Raw genomic sequence first — 13,537 nt, forward strand, 5'->3', positions numbered from 1 at the left:
TACATTGCTTTTCTCTTTAAATGGAGGTGTTTCTGTTGGAAACGATCATGATATATAACGATTTAACTCGAAAAAAAGAACCATTTATCCCTCAAAAAGAAGGAAAAGTAGGGATATATACATGCGGTCCCACTGTATACGACTATTTCCACATAGGCAATGCAAGGCCATTCATAGTTTTTGACGCGTTCCGCAGGTTTTTGGAAACACAAGGCTACGAAGTCACTTTCGTGCAAAACTTCACTGACATCGACGACAAGATGATAAAAAGAGCTAAAGAATTGAACATCACCGTACCTCAACTAGCGGAACGCTATATAAAAGCCTACTACGAAGATGCTGATGCTTTAGGCATAAAAAGGCCAACCGTGGCTCCTAGAGCTACGGAGCATATAGAAGACATCATTGCCCTAATAGAAAAAATAATAAAAAACAATCATGCGTACGTGGCAAATGGTGATGTCTACTTCGATGTCCAAAGCTTTCCTGAATACGGAAAACTTTCGAAGCAAAGCCTTGAAGAGCTTCAATCAGGAGCCAGAATAGAGATAAATCCTAACAAAAAACATCCGTTGGACTTCGCTCTATGGAAAGCAAAAAAACCTGGAGAACCATCTTGGCCCAGCCCTTGGGGTGAAGGACGACCTGGATGGCACATAGAATGCAGCGCAATGGCCATAAAATACCTAGGAGAAACCATAGATATTCATGCTGGTGGAAGCGACTTGATATTCCCTCATCACGAAAACGAAATAGCACAAGCCGAAGCAGCCACAGGAAAACCTTTTGTTAAATATTGGATGCATAATGGATATCTTATGATAAACGCGGAGAAAATGTCCAAATCCCTAGGAAACTTTCTTACAGCAAGAGAAGCCAGGAAGAAATTCCATCCCGCAGCTATAAGATTGTTCATGCTCAGTGCTCACTACAGGACACCTTTAAATTTCTCTGTTGAAAACCTCATCAATGCTGCAAAGGGTGCCGAGAGAATTCGTAATTGTTGGAATGAATTGGTGCAAGCAGAAGCTTTAAGCGAAAATCTAGGGAATCTATCGGAGGAAACAAAAGCCATAAATTACCTGCAAGAAAAATTTGATGCTAACCTAAAGGATGATTTTAACACTGCAGGCGCCATAGGAGTACTTTTCGAAGCTGTAAAGTCCATAAACCAGGCCCTAACCCAAGAAAGGAAATTGGATAAAAATTTCATTGAAAGCGCAAAGGCCTTCATGGAATATGCAGATAATATACTGGGAATAATTGACATTAGCGACACGTTGAAAATGGAAGGCGACACAAATGAATTAGACGAAGACCTGATAAACGCATTGGTAAAAGAACGAGAAGAGGCCAGAAAAAAGAAAGATTTTTCCAAGGCCGACGAAATTAGGGATAAACTTTCTTCTATGGGAATAATTCTAGAAGACACTCCAAGCGGAACTAGATGGAAACGAGCCTTGCTGTAACTTCAATTTAATGGGAGGCATTTTTATGACAAGTAGTGAGGAAAAGTATAAAAAGGTTTATCCTGTATCGTGGCAACAACTGCACCAGGATTGTAAGGCTCTAGCATGGAGACTATTGGACATAGGCTCCTGGGATAAGATAGTAGCTGTAGCAAGAGGGGGATTAGTCCCAGCGGCAATAATTGCTAGAGAGCTGGACATCCGTTTTGTCGACACAGTTTGTGTCTCCAGTTACACCCTCAGGACACAAGGAGAAACTAAGATATTGAAAAAAATAACACATGATAATGACAAAAAGATATTAATAATTGACGACTTGGTTGATACCGGCTCCACCGCAAGAGTGGTCCGCCAAATGATCCCAAACGCCCACTTTGCGACGGTATATGCCAAACCAGACGGTCGACCTGAGGTTGATACATTCATAACCGAGGTTAGCCAAGATACATGGATCCTTTTCCCCTGGGACTCAGAACCTCAATACCAGTATATAAAACCTATAGTTTCCCAAAGACATCCATAACTAAGTACGTTCTTCCCTTTGATAAGGAACACCTAAGGCGGAAGGGGCACCCAACAAAATCCCCTTCCCTTTTTTAATGGAAATGCCTAAAAGGACCAGTATGGTTAAAAGATAGGGAAGCATAAGCAATAACGGGGCAGGTATGCTTGTACCAGCTGCCTGCATCCTCAACTGAAGGGCTCCTACTCCACCAAAAAGGTATGCCCCTAACGCTGCTCTCGCAGGATGCCATATGGCAAAAATAACTAGCGCAACAGCTATCCATCCTCTTCCCGCAGTCATGTGTTCTCCCCACATTTTTGTGTACACTAAAGAAAGATAGGCGCCGCCTATCGCCGCAAGGCCCCCGCCTATTACTGTATATAGATATCTTAATTTGACGGGATCCAGTCCCACAGCATCCACAGCTCCAGGAGCCTCCCCCACAGCCCTCAAATTCAAACCTGCCTTAGTGGAATACAAAAACCAACTCATGCCGATAACGAGCACATAGGATAGATATACTAGAGGATCATGATTAAACAGAACAGGGCCTATAATAGGTATTTTAGAAAGAACGGGTATAGGCAAAACACCAATGCCTTTTATTGTCTCACCTACCAATCCCCTTCCTAAGAGGGAACTAGCTCCAGTGCCGCACATAGTTATAGCCAAACCGCTTACAACCTGATTAGCTCCCAAATGGACACACAAAAAGGCATGTATCAAGGCAATCGCAGCCCCTACTAAAAAAGCTGCAACAAGGGCAAATGTAACACTGGATGTCGAATAAGCAACCCAAAAACCACTAAGGGCGCCCATTAACATTAGGCCTTCCAGACCTAAATTCAGGACTCCTGCCCGTTCTGTAAGGATCTCTCCCAAAGTAGCATAAAGTATAGGAGTCCCACTTCTAACTGCCGCTGCTAGAATGCTAATAAGCACTTCCATTATCGACCATCCCCTGACAATATCCTTACTTTATAATTCCTGAAGAATTCTGAAGCTAGCACAAACAGCAATATAAGCCCTTGAATGACTTGCACGCTAGCCAAAGGCAATCTCATTATAACTTGCAGAGTCTCTCCACCAACCATGATAATGCCCATAAATATGGAGACTAAAACTGTTCCCCAGGGGTTTAACCTGGCAAGCCATGCAACTATTATTGCCGTATATCCATAACCAGGCGAAAAGCCATGCTGGAGTCTCCCTTGGAGACCAGCGATTTCCCCCATACCTGCCAAAGCAGACAAGGCCCCAGATACAGCCATAACTAAAACTACATTTTTTATATAAGGAATACCTGCATACAAAGCAGCTCGTTGATTTTCCCCTATAGCCCTTATCTCGAATCCCCACCGGGTCCAACGTATAACTACCCTGTATAAGATCACTATTATTAAAGCCAGAAAAATCCAAGCATGAACCCTAGTACCACCAAAAGTAGGGAGCCTTGCAAAATCTGGGAAAGGGGCAGTCATGGGGAATCCAAGGCTTGAAGGGTCTCGCCACGGGCCATAGACAAAATAATCTACAAGGTGAATAGCCACATAGTTCAACATCAATGTTGTTATTATCTCGTTGACGTTCCATCTGCCTTTCAGGTAGCCTGCTATACCTCCCCAAAAAGCTCCAGCTAGAATAGCCATCACAGCCATCACAGATAACATAAAAAATGTATTCTCTACCGGGAAATATCTAACAGCAGCAGCTGAGGCCAGCGCCCCTAAATATATCTGCCCTTCTGCTCCAATATTCCACACTTTCATTGTAAAAGCTAAAGCTACGGCTATTCCACAAATAACCAAGGGAATTGCCTTTACCAGAACCTCACTTATTCCATACCAACTACCTAAGGCACCATTTATCATCCCCTTTAAAGCACCAAGGGGAGACACATTTAAGGCCAAAAGAAGCAAAGATGAAGTTAACAGCGCAAGGACTATCGAAAGCAAAGGAAATACTATACTTAAAATAAAAGGAGTTTTAAAACGTCGTTCTATTATTAACCTGGGCATTTATTCAAGCTCATCCTCCTTCAGATCGTAGACAGGGTATTTTTCCAGCTTTGTCCCCGCCATCATTAAGCCTAGTTCCTCTTCTGTAACTTTATCAGGATTATCTACTATTCCCACAATTTCGCCACCATGTATGACGGCAATTCTATCACTAAGGGCCAATATTTCCTCTAGATCATCAGTAATTAATAAAATCCCAGAGCCTTTTTCTTTTTGAGAAACCAAAACTTCCCTTACGTAATGTGTCGCTCCTATATCTAGTCCCCAAGTGGGCTGAACAGCTACTATAACTCTTGGGTTATCTGACAACTCCCTGGCCAGCATCAATTTTTGCATATTCCCGCCAGACAAGAGCCTTACAGGATAACTCAAACTCGGATTAGCCACACTGAATCGTTCGACGAGTTTTCCCGTATGGCCAGCTATTCTTTCCCAATTTATAAAAAATCCAAACCTTGTGTATTCACTTTTCCAATATTTTCTCAAGGCTATATTCTCTCGCAAGTTCATGTTTGCAATAAGGCCCGTACCTTTTCGGTCTGCTGGTATGTAGCTGACCCTTCTTTTCATAAAATCTCTAGGATTCCCAGTAGTTACATCATCGCCATCAACAAAAACCTTACCGCTAATAGGTTTTCTCAATCCAGTCAAGGCTTCCGCCAGCTCCTCCTGCCCATTGCCTGAAACCCCTGCTATGCCAAGTATTTCTCTTTGCCTCAAGCTAAAGCTAATACCATTAACTTTAAGTCTTCCCCTATCACCAAGCACCTTTATGTTTTTTACATTAAGAACCTCTTTCCCAGGGTTCTGTATAGGTTTATCTATCGCAAAAGCAACTCTTTTTCCTATCATCATTTCGGCAAGTTTTTCCTTAGAAGCTTCTTCTTTAGCTACCGTTCCAACGTTTCTTCCTTTTCTCAACACTGTTATCCTATCGGATATCTCAAGCACTTCGTCCAATTTATGGGAAATAAAGACTATTCCGTGGCCTTCCTCTGCCATTTTTTTTATCACCCTAAACAAGTGCCTCGCTTCCTGAGGAGTCAAAACAGCAGTAGGCTCATCCAGTATGAGTACTTTTGCTCGCCTATAAAGGAGCTTTACAATGGCGACTCTCTGCTGCTCTCCAACGCTCAACTGCCACACAGGAGCTAGAGGGTTAACACTCAATCCGTAAACGTCTGACAATTCCTTTATTTGTTCTATCACTTTATTCTTAGGCAAAACCTGAGGAAGCTCTTTATCACCTAAGGCAACATTCTCCCACACCGTCATGACAGGAACAAGCATAAAATGCTGATGCAACATGCCTATCCCTGCATTTATGGCATCTTTGGGCGATTTAAAAAAACATTTTTCTCCATTTATCTTTATTGTTCCCCTCTCTGGCGTATACAAACCACATAGAATATTCATCAATGTGCTCTTACCCGCACCGTTTTCGCCCAAAAGAGTATGTATTTCCCCTGGCCTTACTTCGAAATTGACTTCGTCATTTGCTCTTATTCCATAAAAGCTTTTTGTAATCCCTTTCATTTCAACAAGGGATTTATGATTGCTGCTTTGCAAATTCCCCAAAAGCACTACATATCAACCCCGATCCCAAGATAGGAAATTGTCATCGCAAACCAGAGGGGCGCCAGATGCGCCCCTCTGGTCACTTATTTAAATTTCAAAATCCCTTTATATGAAGAAGGCTAATTAGGTATATCGCCCTCTACACCTTCTACAAACCAGTTCATTCCCAGCATCTCTTCGTCGGTCATGGCAGTGCCTTCCTTAACTACTATTTCGCCTTTCTGGTTTTTTATAGGCCCAACAAAGACATGCTTACCGTTTATTATAGCGTCTCTCTCGACTTTTACCATTTCTTTAACTAATTCTGGCACATCTTTTCCAAAAGGCGCAAGATCTACTAGCCCTTCTTTAAGCCCCCACCATATATCTTCCGATTTCCACGTTCCGTTGATCACCTGTCCTGCCACATATTTATAAACTGTGCCCCAGTTCCATATAGGAGCAGTAAGGTGCTTAGTAGGAGCATATTTACTCATATCGTTATTGTAGCCGATAACATATACTCCAGCTTCTTCAGCAGCCTGAGGAGCAGCACCAGAATCAGCATGCATTGCTATAACATCAGCACCAGAATCTATCAAAGCCAAAGTAGCCTCTTTTTCCTTGCCAGGGTCAAACCAAGAAAACAGCCACACAACCTTAATTTTAGCCTTGGGGTTCACTTTTCGCACACCTAAAGCAAATGCATTTATACCCCTTATTACTTCCGGTATTGGATTAGCCGCCACATAGCCAATGATATTTGACTTAGTCGCCTTGCCAGCCACCAAACCGGAAAGATACCTGGCCTGGTACATTCTACCAAAATAAGTGCCAACATTTTCTGCTCGCTTGTATCCAGAACAATGCATAAACTTAACTTTCGGATATTTCTTAGCTACTTCCTGCACAAAATCCATGTATCCAAAAGAAGTCGCAAAAACCAGTTGTGCGCCGTTTCTCACAAAAGTCTCCATAACTCTCGCTGAGTCAGGCCCCTCAGGCACAGATTCGGCAAAAAATGTCTTCATTTTAGGGTAGGCTTTTTCCATTTCAAGGCGACCAAGGTCGTGCATATAAGTCCATCCTCCATCACCAATAGGGCCAATGTAAACAAAACCTGCCGTCAATTTCTCTTCTGGAATTCCTTCAGCAGCGTATGCCGCCATTGAACTCACAGCAAAACACACAATAGCCAAAAATAACATTACTTTTCTCAACATACCCTCAGCCTCCCGTCATATTTTCCCTTACAATTACCCAACAATTGTATTTTATTTAAGGGTTTTGCGTAATTATACAACTTTTTCCCATCCCAGAGAATATCAATTTTTATATTTAAACCCAACTATAAACTATTTCACCTCCTGGAAATGTATAACCAGAGGAAAATCTATATGCTCCTAAAATTTCTTTGGGCCTTAAGGCGAAATGCTCCTCTATCTCTGATTCATAAAACTTCAATGTGCCACTTCCTTCCCATATTTCTTCCCCAACCTTCTTGTTTTCTGCTCCCAATCTTACTAATTCCAATACTGACGGCGGAGCTGTGGGGCTTTCTATATTTGGGAAATGCCTAATATGATAAGGAGGAGCCGTCATTATTGGCGGCAAATCGGATTGTTTTATCTTTCTTTCTACCGTCATGGTTCCCTCCATCAGCTTCTCTCCATGGGCACTTGCTATACCCTTGAAGGTCGCACCTTCCATTTTTTGCGGCATGCCTGGGTTTAGAAAGTGGTAATCGGTTATATAAACCTGTCCCAATTTCTTAGGAAATCCCATGAACCAACCTCTAGCCATAGTAAAATCATTATCTACCCACACAAAAAGACATATTTGCCCTGGGTTGCCCCTAAAGCTGCAACCCACCCATATAGCCGCCTCCTTGTACTGAGTACGTTCAGGATTTATCAATGGCATATCCTTGTTCTCATCTGAGATGGACCACCATTTACTGAAAGCAACATAACCCAAGCCTGGATCAGGCCCCAACTCTAGAGGCTCAGGCAAGAAGCTTTTAACTACATCAGGATCTGTCCTAAATAATATATTGAGATATTCTGTTCCATAATGCCAAGGAAAAGACTGAATCACTGACGAAATACCCTTAGGGGTGAGGGGATAGGAAAAACCTTTAAGCTTGAAATCTGGGTGCATTCCAATCATCTCCTTCTTCTTTGTGAATCACCTGTAGTTTTACGCGTTAAACAATTTTAGTTTACCTTCTTACTATCTAGCCGGCAAGCACCCGCCTCAGAAAAAATCCATATTGAGATCTTCAAAACAAAAAAGGAAGCAGCCTTACGAACTTGCCGCTTCCTTTTATAGCTAGCTTAAAACCTATGGCGGAGGCGTGTGGGAATCGAACCCACCAGAGCCTGCCTTACAGACTCTCAACGGGTTTGAAGCCCGTGGGCAACACCAGTCACCATTCGCCTCCCCGCTTGGTCAATTTTACTGATTATCCCAAAAACTGTCCATACGTACTCTGGAAAATTTCTACACATTTAGGATTTTCTAGCCTTTCTTCTTATGCGTGCCATGGCATTTTCTAGCTTCTTAGGATGCCATTTAAGGTGTTCAGATGCAGCCTTAGCAGACCCACATAATAAAATAGCATCCAACACTTGTTTTTCAGTATTCGTAAGTTTGCTTTTCAACTCCTCCAATTCCATCTTTAAATCCAATATATCGTCTGGTTTTTGTGTAGAATAACAATCTACTCTCTCTGTAAATTCTGATCTATCATGCCTTATTTTCTTCCTGAGATAGTCAAGCATTGCGTTTTTTATGCACCTAGCGGCGTAAGTCCTAAAGGAAGCCTTCTCTGAATCGTATGTAGCAAGGGCCCTCATAAAAGCAATACTCCCTTCCTGCACCAGATCATCAAAATCCGGCGAGTTGGGATTAATAAGGCTTTTTGCTATGCTCCTTATAAAGGATATATCTTCTTTTGAGAGAGCTGCATTTCTCCCGCAGTAATCTAAGTTTGCCATTAGCTATTGCTCTCCTCGTTGACTCTTAAATCTTATTCCACGACCCTTTCCACAAGCAATTCTCCAGAGGGTTTTTCGTGACCTACAATAAATGCACTGGAGACCAATTCCGTTGCTTCCTCCAACAAATTTGTCCTATTAAAATATATCCTAGCCAAAGGTTCTCCTTCATTTACAAAGGCACCCTTCTTCTTGAGTATCTCCACAGCCACAGTAAGGTCAATACTTTCACCCTTTCTTGACCGACCTCCACCAAGCTTCCTTAAAGCCAATCCTATATTGAGCGCATTACACTCAGCCACATACCCTTCCTCGAGGGATCTTATCTCCTTGACATTCTTTGCAAGGGGCATTTTTTTACTTCCACTTATGATACCCTCGTCTAGCGTCCCTTTTTGGGCTCTTACCAACCTCTCAAATTGCCTTAGTGCCCTGCCATCAGATATGGCTCTTCCAGCTTCAGCTTTCCCTTCCTCTATAGATTTAACTTTTCCCGCGATAAATAACATGGCTCCAGCTAAGCTTAAACAAAGTTCCCTAGTATCTTGAGGGCCTTCTCCTCTTAAAACATCCAAAGCCTCCTGCACCTCTGCACTGTTACCTACCCATGTTCCCAACGGTGCATTCATATTTGTCAAAAGTGCTAAAGCCTTCTTATCAAAAGCCTTGGCCAAATTAACCAAGGCATCAGCCAATTGAAAGGATTTTTCCTTCCCCTTCATGAAAGATCCTTTGCCAAATTTCACATCAAACACAAAGCTACTTGCTCCTCCTGCAAGCTTTTTGCTAACTATGCTGCTAGCTATTAAAGGGATGGATGGCACTGTGCCAGTGACATCTCTTAAAGAGTAGAAAAAACCCTCCGCCGGAGCAAGAGCTTCCGAGTGCCCACTTATAGCACAGCCTATTTCCATGACCTGATTGATGAATTTTTTAGCGCTAAGCTGCAAGTTCATGCCGGGAATTGATGAAAGTTTGTCTATAGTTCCACCTGTGAAACCAAGCCCCTTACCACTTAGTTTCGCAACTGGTACCCCGAGAGATGCGACTATGGGAAGCACTATCAACGTTGTTTTATCTCCAACTCCACCTGTGCTGTGCTTATCTAAAACTACTATATCCTTAGGAAAAGTTATCTTGTCTCCCGAATCCGCTAGAGCCTTGGTGAAGGATAGAAGCTCTCCCTCACTCAAGCCTCTAAAATAAACTGCCATCAGCCACGCTGCCGCTTGATAGTCTGGAACTTCCCCTTTCATGCAGCCATTAACGAAATCCTCAAGCTGCTCGGGGGTATGAAATTTGCCATCCCTCTTTTGTTCTATGAAACCTAAAACATCAAACATCGTTTGCCTCCAGAGCAAGTATCAGGCTTTCCAAAATTCTGTTTAACTTGCCCGCTGTTTTCCCCATGGCCTCCAAGACTTCCTCATGGGTAAGTGGAGAATCAGTTATCCCGGCAGCATAATTTGCAACACAAGAAAAGACACAAACCCTCATTCCCATATGACGAGCTGTTATCACTTCTGGGACGGTCGACATCCCAACCACATCTGCACCCATTACCCTGGCCATTCTTATCTCCGCTGGAGTTTCAAAAGAAGGCCCTGTAAAGGCTATGTATACCCCTCTTTTAAGTTTCTCTCCTGTTTCTAAGGCACACTTTTCTGCCAACCTTATCATCTCGCGATCATAGGCTTTCGTCATGTCAGGGAACCTGGGTCCCCACTCATCAACATTTCTTCCCCGCAGAGGGTTGTCACCGAGAAGATTAATATGGTCTTCCACTAAAACTATATCTCCAGGAGACAATTCCTTGTTTATTCCTCCCGAAGCGTTAGTTGCAATGTAGTACCTTACTCCCATCGCTCCAAAGACCCTTACAGGAAATACCACCTCTTCCATGGAGTAGCCTTCATAATAGTGAACCCTTCCTTGCATTACTAAAACATTAGCATTCTCTTTCTTGCCATATACCAATCTTCCCGCATGACCTGGAGCAGTTGATAATGGCCAGCCTGGTATATCTTCATATTTTATTTCTATAGGGTCTTTTAGGCATTCAACAAAGCTTCCAAGGCCAGATCCAAGCACTACTACATATTTTGGGGTCTCTTTTATCTTGCATTTTAAATATTCCTTTGCTTTCTGCACCTTCTCAAACATTGACACGGCTTTGTCCTCCTTTACATTCAAGCTCTAGGATGAGTCTTATCGTAGATATCCCTCAACTCTAGGTCAAAATGTGTATACTTCTCCGTAGTAGCTATGGAAGCATGTCCTAAAAGCTCCTGCAATGTTCTCAGATCCATCCCTCGCCTAAGCAGATGGGTAGCAAAAGAGTGCCTCAATACATGAGGATGCAGCCTGGAAGCAGAAATACCTGCCAATTTGCCCCTCTTTTGAACAATCTTCCAAAAATCTTCTCGCCTAAGGGAATGGCCGTTCCTGGAAAGAAATAAAATATCTAACTCGTTTTTATTCAACAACGGCCTAGCGTTTTCTATATATATTTTCAAAGTTTCCGCTACTTCTCCAAGTAGAGGAACAACCCTCTCTTTCATTCCCTTTCCCATAGGTCTTATGGAACGCCCCGAAAAGTCAACATCGCGCACTTTAAGAGACACAACCTCACTAGCCCTAAGGCCACAACCATAAGCAAGCTGAATCATTGCTTTATCGCGCAAATCTAAAGAAGCACTTCCAGAACAAGCACTTATTATTCTTAATATTTCTCCTTCGCCTAATATCTTAGGAAGGGCCTTGCCTCGTGCAGGTAGAGGGATTTTAAAATCTCCAGCACCCGCTATACCTTCGTAGAACAAGTAACTTGCCCATGATCTCAAAGTAGCCGCATGGCGCTGAATCGTCGATCTGCTTAAATTCATTGACGTGAGGTACTTTAAAAAACCATCTGCTTTATCCGCAGATGGAAGGAAATGAGGGAAACCCATTTGTTCACAGTAATCAAACCACCTTTTGAGGTCCCGCTCATAAGCTTTCAAGGTGTTGTCACTACAGCCACGCTCATACTTTAGGTACTTCAAAAAACTATCCAGAAGGGTTATCTCTTTTTTTTGGGACATATGAGGTTACGCACCTCTCTATTTATTTCTGGTTTTCCAAATACCACAATATGGCCAAAAGAGTTTTTCCGTCCTTTATTTTACCTTCTTCCACCATCTTTATTATCTCTGGTTCTGTAAGGAGCACAACTTCTATATTTTCATCATCATCCTGTTCCATAGATTCCTCAGTAAGTTCGGTGGCCAAATACAATATAATAACCTCGTTACTGAAACCCGGCGACGGATAAACTCGGCATACTTCTACTAACTTACCAGGCCTGTAACCTGTTTCCTCCATCAATTCTCTCTTTGCAGCAACCTCAGGAGATTCCCCTTCTTCTACTATACCTGCTGGTATCTCCATCAAAAATTCACCAACAGCGTAGCGATATTGTTTTACAAAAACAACTTTACTCTCATCTGTTACAGCTAATATGCCTACAGCAGGGGCATGTTCTATAACTTCCCTTAACGTTTTTCTCCCCGAGGGGAGAAGCACACCGTCAACCCTCAGATTGACGATGCGCCCCTTATAAACCGTATTTGTATACACTTTCTCTTCCTTCTTCATATATACCTTACCTGTCATCCTTTATTTAGATAAATATTCCTTTGCTATTTCTTGTCCTTTTTTATATGCCTCAAGATTCATAGGCAGAAACTCGGGTTTTCTTTTCCCCAATTTCTCTTTTATTGTCTCAAGGCAAGCTTCTTTGGAAACTATATCACATGCTTCCACTAAAGCCCCCAAAACTACAATATTGGATACTTTTTCACTACCCAGGGATAAGGCTACACTGTGAGCAGGTACCGGTAAGACCGTTATATCAGTACGCGGATTAGGATAGTTAACCAAATCAGAGTTATAAATAAGTAACCCTCCTGGTTTTACTTTATCCTTAAATTTCTCCAACGAAGGATTGTTCATGATAACAGCCACATCCGCCTCTGCCACCACTGGAGACGCTATTTCTTCGTCGCTTACAACCACTCCACAATTAGCCGTTCCACCTCTCATTTCTGGGCCATAAGAGGGTATCCATGTCACATGGCGACCTTCGTTTATAGCCGTATAAGCCACCAGTTGCCCTAAAACCATGATGCCCTGTCCACCAAAACCAGCCGCTATTAAACTCCTATAGAAGCCTCCCATATTATTCAGCCTCCTTGTCAAAATCCTTGAAAACACCCAGAGGGTAATATGGCATCATGGCACTAACAGTCCATTCAAAGGCTTTAACTGGCTGCATGCCCCAGTTCGTAGGACAGTTAGACAACACTTCCACAAAGGAATAACCTTTACCGCTGATCTGATATTCAAAGGCTTTCTTAATGGCCTTCTTGGCCTCAATTATATACTTTGGCTGTGCCACGCTAACCCTGGCTATGTACGCAGGAGTCTTAAGGGTTGCTAAAAGCTCGCACATTCTCATAGGATAACCGGCCAGATTTGGGTCCCTGCCTTCTGGACAAGTAGTAGCTCTCTGCCCTACAAGAGTGGTGGGAGCCATTTGTCCTCCGGTCATGCCATAAATTGCATTATTAATGAATATGGTGGTTATCTTCTCGCCTCTATTTGCCACATGTACAATTTCAGCAGTACCAATGGAAGCCAGGTCTCCATCCCCTTGATATGTAAACACAACCTGGTCGGGCCTGGTTCTTTTTAAGCCTGTAGCAAGAGCTGGCGCCCTTCCGTGAGCAGCCTCACAAAAATCTACATCAATGTAATCATACATCATTGCCGCACATCCAACAGGAGCTATTCCTATGGTCTTCTCCTGAATTCCAAGTTCATCTATTACTTCACAAAGAATCCTATGAGTAATGCCATGTCCACACCCAGGGCAATAATGGGTATGAACACCTTTTTTCCAACTCTTTGGGCGTTCGTATATTTTCGTCTCTTTCATCATTCAACCTC

At 42.7% G+C, this 13,537-nt stretch carries 14 protein-coding genes and 1 tRNA gene; 2 read left to right on the forward strand and 13 right to left on the reverse strand.

Features of this window, described 5'->3' with window-relative positions; translation table 11 throughout:
- Positions 1-35: 35 nt before the first annotated feature.
- Together cysS and gpt are read left to right on the forward strand one after the other, a co-directional pair.
- Positions 36-1,469, forward strand: coding sequence for a cysteine--tRNA ligase (gene cysS / locus H0Z23_RS02455; RefSeq protein WP_296867375.1), 1,434 nt, complete (start codon positions 36-38; stop codon positions 1,467-1,469).
- A gap of 25 nt (positions 1,470-1,494) precedes the next feature.
- Complete coding sequence (gene gpt / locus H0Z23_RS02460; RefSeq protein WP_296867376.1) at positions 1,495-1,992, forward strand: xanthine phosphoribosyltransferase; 498 nt, start codon at positions 1,495-1,497, stop codon at positions 1,990-1,992.
- On the opposite strand, the gene H0Z23_RS02465 is transcribed toward gpt, so the two are convergent.
- From H0Z23_RS02465 to H0Z23_RS02525, 13 genes are all read right to left on the reverse strand, one after another.
- Positions 1,993-2,922 (reverse strand): ABC transporter permease, encoded by a 930-nt coding sequence (locus tag H0Z23_RS02465; RefSeq protein ID WP_296867377.1) that lies wholly within the window; start codon positions 2,920-2,922, stop codon positions 1,993-1,995.
- On the reverse strand, positions 2,922-3,992 hold the full coding sequence (locus H0Z23_RS02470) for an ABC transporter permease (protein ID WP_296867378.1): 1,071 nt from the start codon (positions 3,990-3,992) through the stop codon (positions 2,922-2,924). The genes H0Z23_RS02465 and H0Z23_RS02470 overlap by 1 nt, the downstream gene beginning before the upstream one ends.
- Entirely contained in the window at positions 3,993-5,528 is a 1,536-nt protein-coding gene (locus H0Z23_RS02475; RefSeq protein WP_296867379.1) for an ABC transporter ATP-binding protein, read from the reverse strand.
- Positions 5,529-5,689: 161 nt separating this feature from the next.
- Complete coding sequence (locus H0Z23_RS02480; RefSeq protein ID WP_296867380.1) at positions 5,690-6,772, reverse strand: BMP family ABC transporter substrate-binding protein; 1,083 nt, start codon at positions 6,770-6,772, stop codon at positions 5,690-5,692.
- 115 nt (positions 6,773-6,887) lie between these two features.
- Positions 6,888-7,718, reverse strand: a complete 831-nt coding sequence (locus tag H0Z23_RS02485) for an acetoacetate decarboxylase family protein (RefSeq protein WP_296867381.1) — start codon at positions 7,716-7,718, stop codon at positions 6,888-6,890.
- 177 nt (positions 7,719-7,895) lie between these two features.
- Positions 7,896-7,992: transfer RNA gene (locus H0Z23_RS02490), tRNA-Sec, on the reverse strand.
- A gap of 67 nt (positions 7,993-8,059) precedes the next feature.
- A complete protein-coding gene (locus H0Z23_RS02495; RefSeq protein WP_296867382.1) occupies positions 8,060-8,548 on the reverse strand; it encodes a sigma-70 family RNA polymerase sigma factor in 489 nt (162 codons plus the stop codon).
- A gap of 32 nt (positions 8,549-8,580) precedes the next feature.
- Positions 8,581-9,891, reverse strand: a complete 1,311-nt coding sequence (locus H0Z23_RS02500; protein WP_296867383.1) for a thymidine phosphorylase — start codon at positions 9,889-9,891, stop codon at positions 8,581-8,583.
- Complete coding sequence (locus H0Z23_RS02505; protein WP_296867384.1) at positions 9,884-10,717, reverse strand: purine-nucleoside phosphorylase; 834 nt, start codon at positions 10,715-10,717, stop codon at positions 9,884-9,886. The genes H0Z23_RS02500 and H0Z23_RS02505 overlap by 8 nt, the downstream gene beginning before the upstream one ends.
- 20 nt (positions 10,718-10,737) lie before the next feature.
- Positions 10,738-11,631, reverse strand: a complete 894-nt coding sequence (locus H0Z23_RS02510; protein ID WP_296867385.1) for a tyrosine-type recombinase/integrase — start codon at positions 11,629-11,631, stop codon at positions 10,738-10,740.
- A gap of 22 nt (positions 11,632-11,653) precedes the next feature.
- Entirely contained in the window at positions 11,654-12,202 is a 549-nt protein-coding gene (locus H0Z23_RS02515) for an NUDIX hydrolase (protein ID WP_296867386.1), read from the reverse strand.
- A gap of 3 nt (positions 12,203-12,205) precedes the next feature.
- The gene (locus H0Z23_RS02520) at positions 12,206-12,766 is read right to left on the reverse strand and encodes a 2-oxoacid:acceptor oxidoreductase family protein (protein ID WP_296867387.1); all 561 of its coding nucleotides are present in this window, start codon (positions 12,764-12,766) and stop codon (positions 12,206-12,208) included.
- Between the two features lies 1 nt (position 12,767).
- Positions 12,768-13,526: a thiamine pyrophosphate-dependent enzyme gene (locus tag H0Z23_RS02525; protein ID WP_296867388.1), complete on the reverse strand. Its 759-nt coding sequence runs from the start codon at positions 13,524-13,526 to the stop codon at positions 12,768-12,770.
- Positions 13,527-13,537 lie beyond the last annotated feature (11 nt).

This window comes from Thermovirga sp., assembly GCF_017656375.1.
GTDB lineage: Bacteria > Synergistota > Synergistia > Synergistales > Thermovirgaceae > Thermovirga.

Bases quoted from the DNA above. Each gene is read 5' to 3' on its own strand.
- gpt (WP_296867376.1), top strand. From the start codon at position 1,495: ATGACAAGTAGTGAGGAAAAGTATAAAAAGGTTTATCCTGTATCGTGG.
- H0Z23_RS02465 (WP_296867377.1), bottom strand. From the start codon at position 2,922: ATGGAAGTGCTTATTAGCATTCTAGCAGCGGCAGTTAGAAGTGGGACT.
- H0Z23_RS02470 (WP_296867378.1), bottom strand. From the start codon at position 3,992: ATGCCCAGGTTAATAATAGAACGACGTTTTAAAACTCCTTTTATTTTA.
- H0Z23_RS02475 (WP_296867379.1), bottom strand. From the start codon at position 5,528: ATGAAAGGGATTACAAAAAGCTTTTATGGAATAAGAGCAAATGACGAA.
- H0Z23_RS02480 (WP_296867380.1), bottom strand. From the start codon at position 6,772: ATGTTGAGAAAAGTAATGTTATTTTTGGCTATTGTGTGTTTTGCTGTG.
- H0Z23_RS02485 (WP_296867381.1), bottom strand. From the start codon at position 7,718: ATGATTGGAATGCACCCAGATTTCAAGCTTAAAGGTTTTTCCTATCCC.
- H0Z23_RS02495 (WP_296867382.1), bottom strand. From the start codon at position 8,548: ATGGCAAACTTAGATTACTGCGGGAGAAATGCAGCTCTCTCAAAAGAA.
- H0Z23_RS02500 (WP_296867383.1), bottom strand. From the start codon at position 9,891: ATGTTTGATGTTTTAGGTTTCATAGAACAAAAGAGGGATGGCAAATTT.
- H0Z23_RS02510 (WP_296867385.1), bottom strand. From the start codon at position 11,631: ATGTCCCAAAAAAAAGAGATAACCCTTCTGGATAGTTTTTTGAAGTAC.
- H0Z23_RS02515 (WP_296867386.1), bottom strand. From the start codon at position 12,202: ATGACAGGTAAGGTATATATGAAGAAGGAAGAGAAAGTGTATACAAAT.
- H0Z23_RS02520 (WP_296867387.1), bottom strand. From the start codon at position 12,766: ATGGGAGGCTTCTATAGGAGTTTAATAGCGGCTGGTTTTGGTGGACAG.
- H0Z23_RS02525 (WP_296867388.1), bottom strand. From the start codon at position 13,526: ATGAAAGAGACGAAAATATACGAACGCCCAAAGAGTTGGAAAAAAGGT.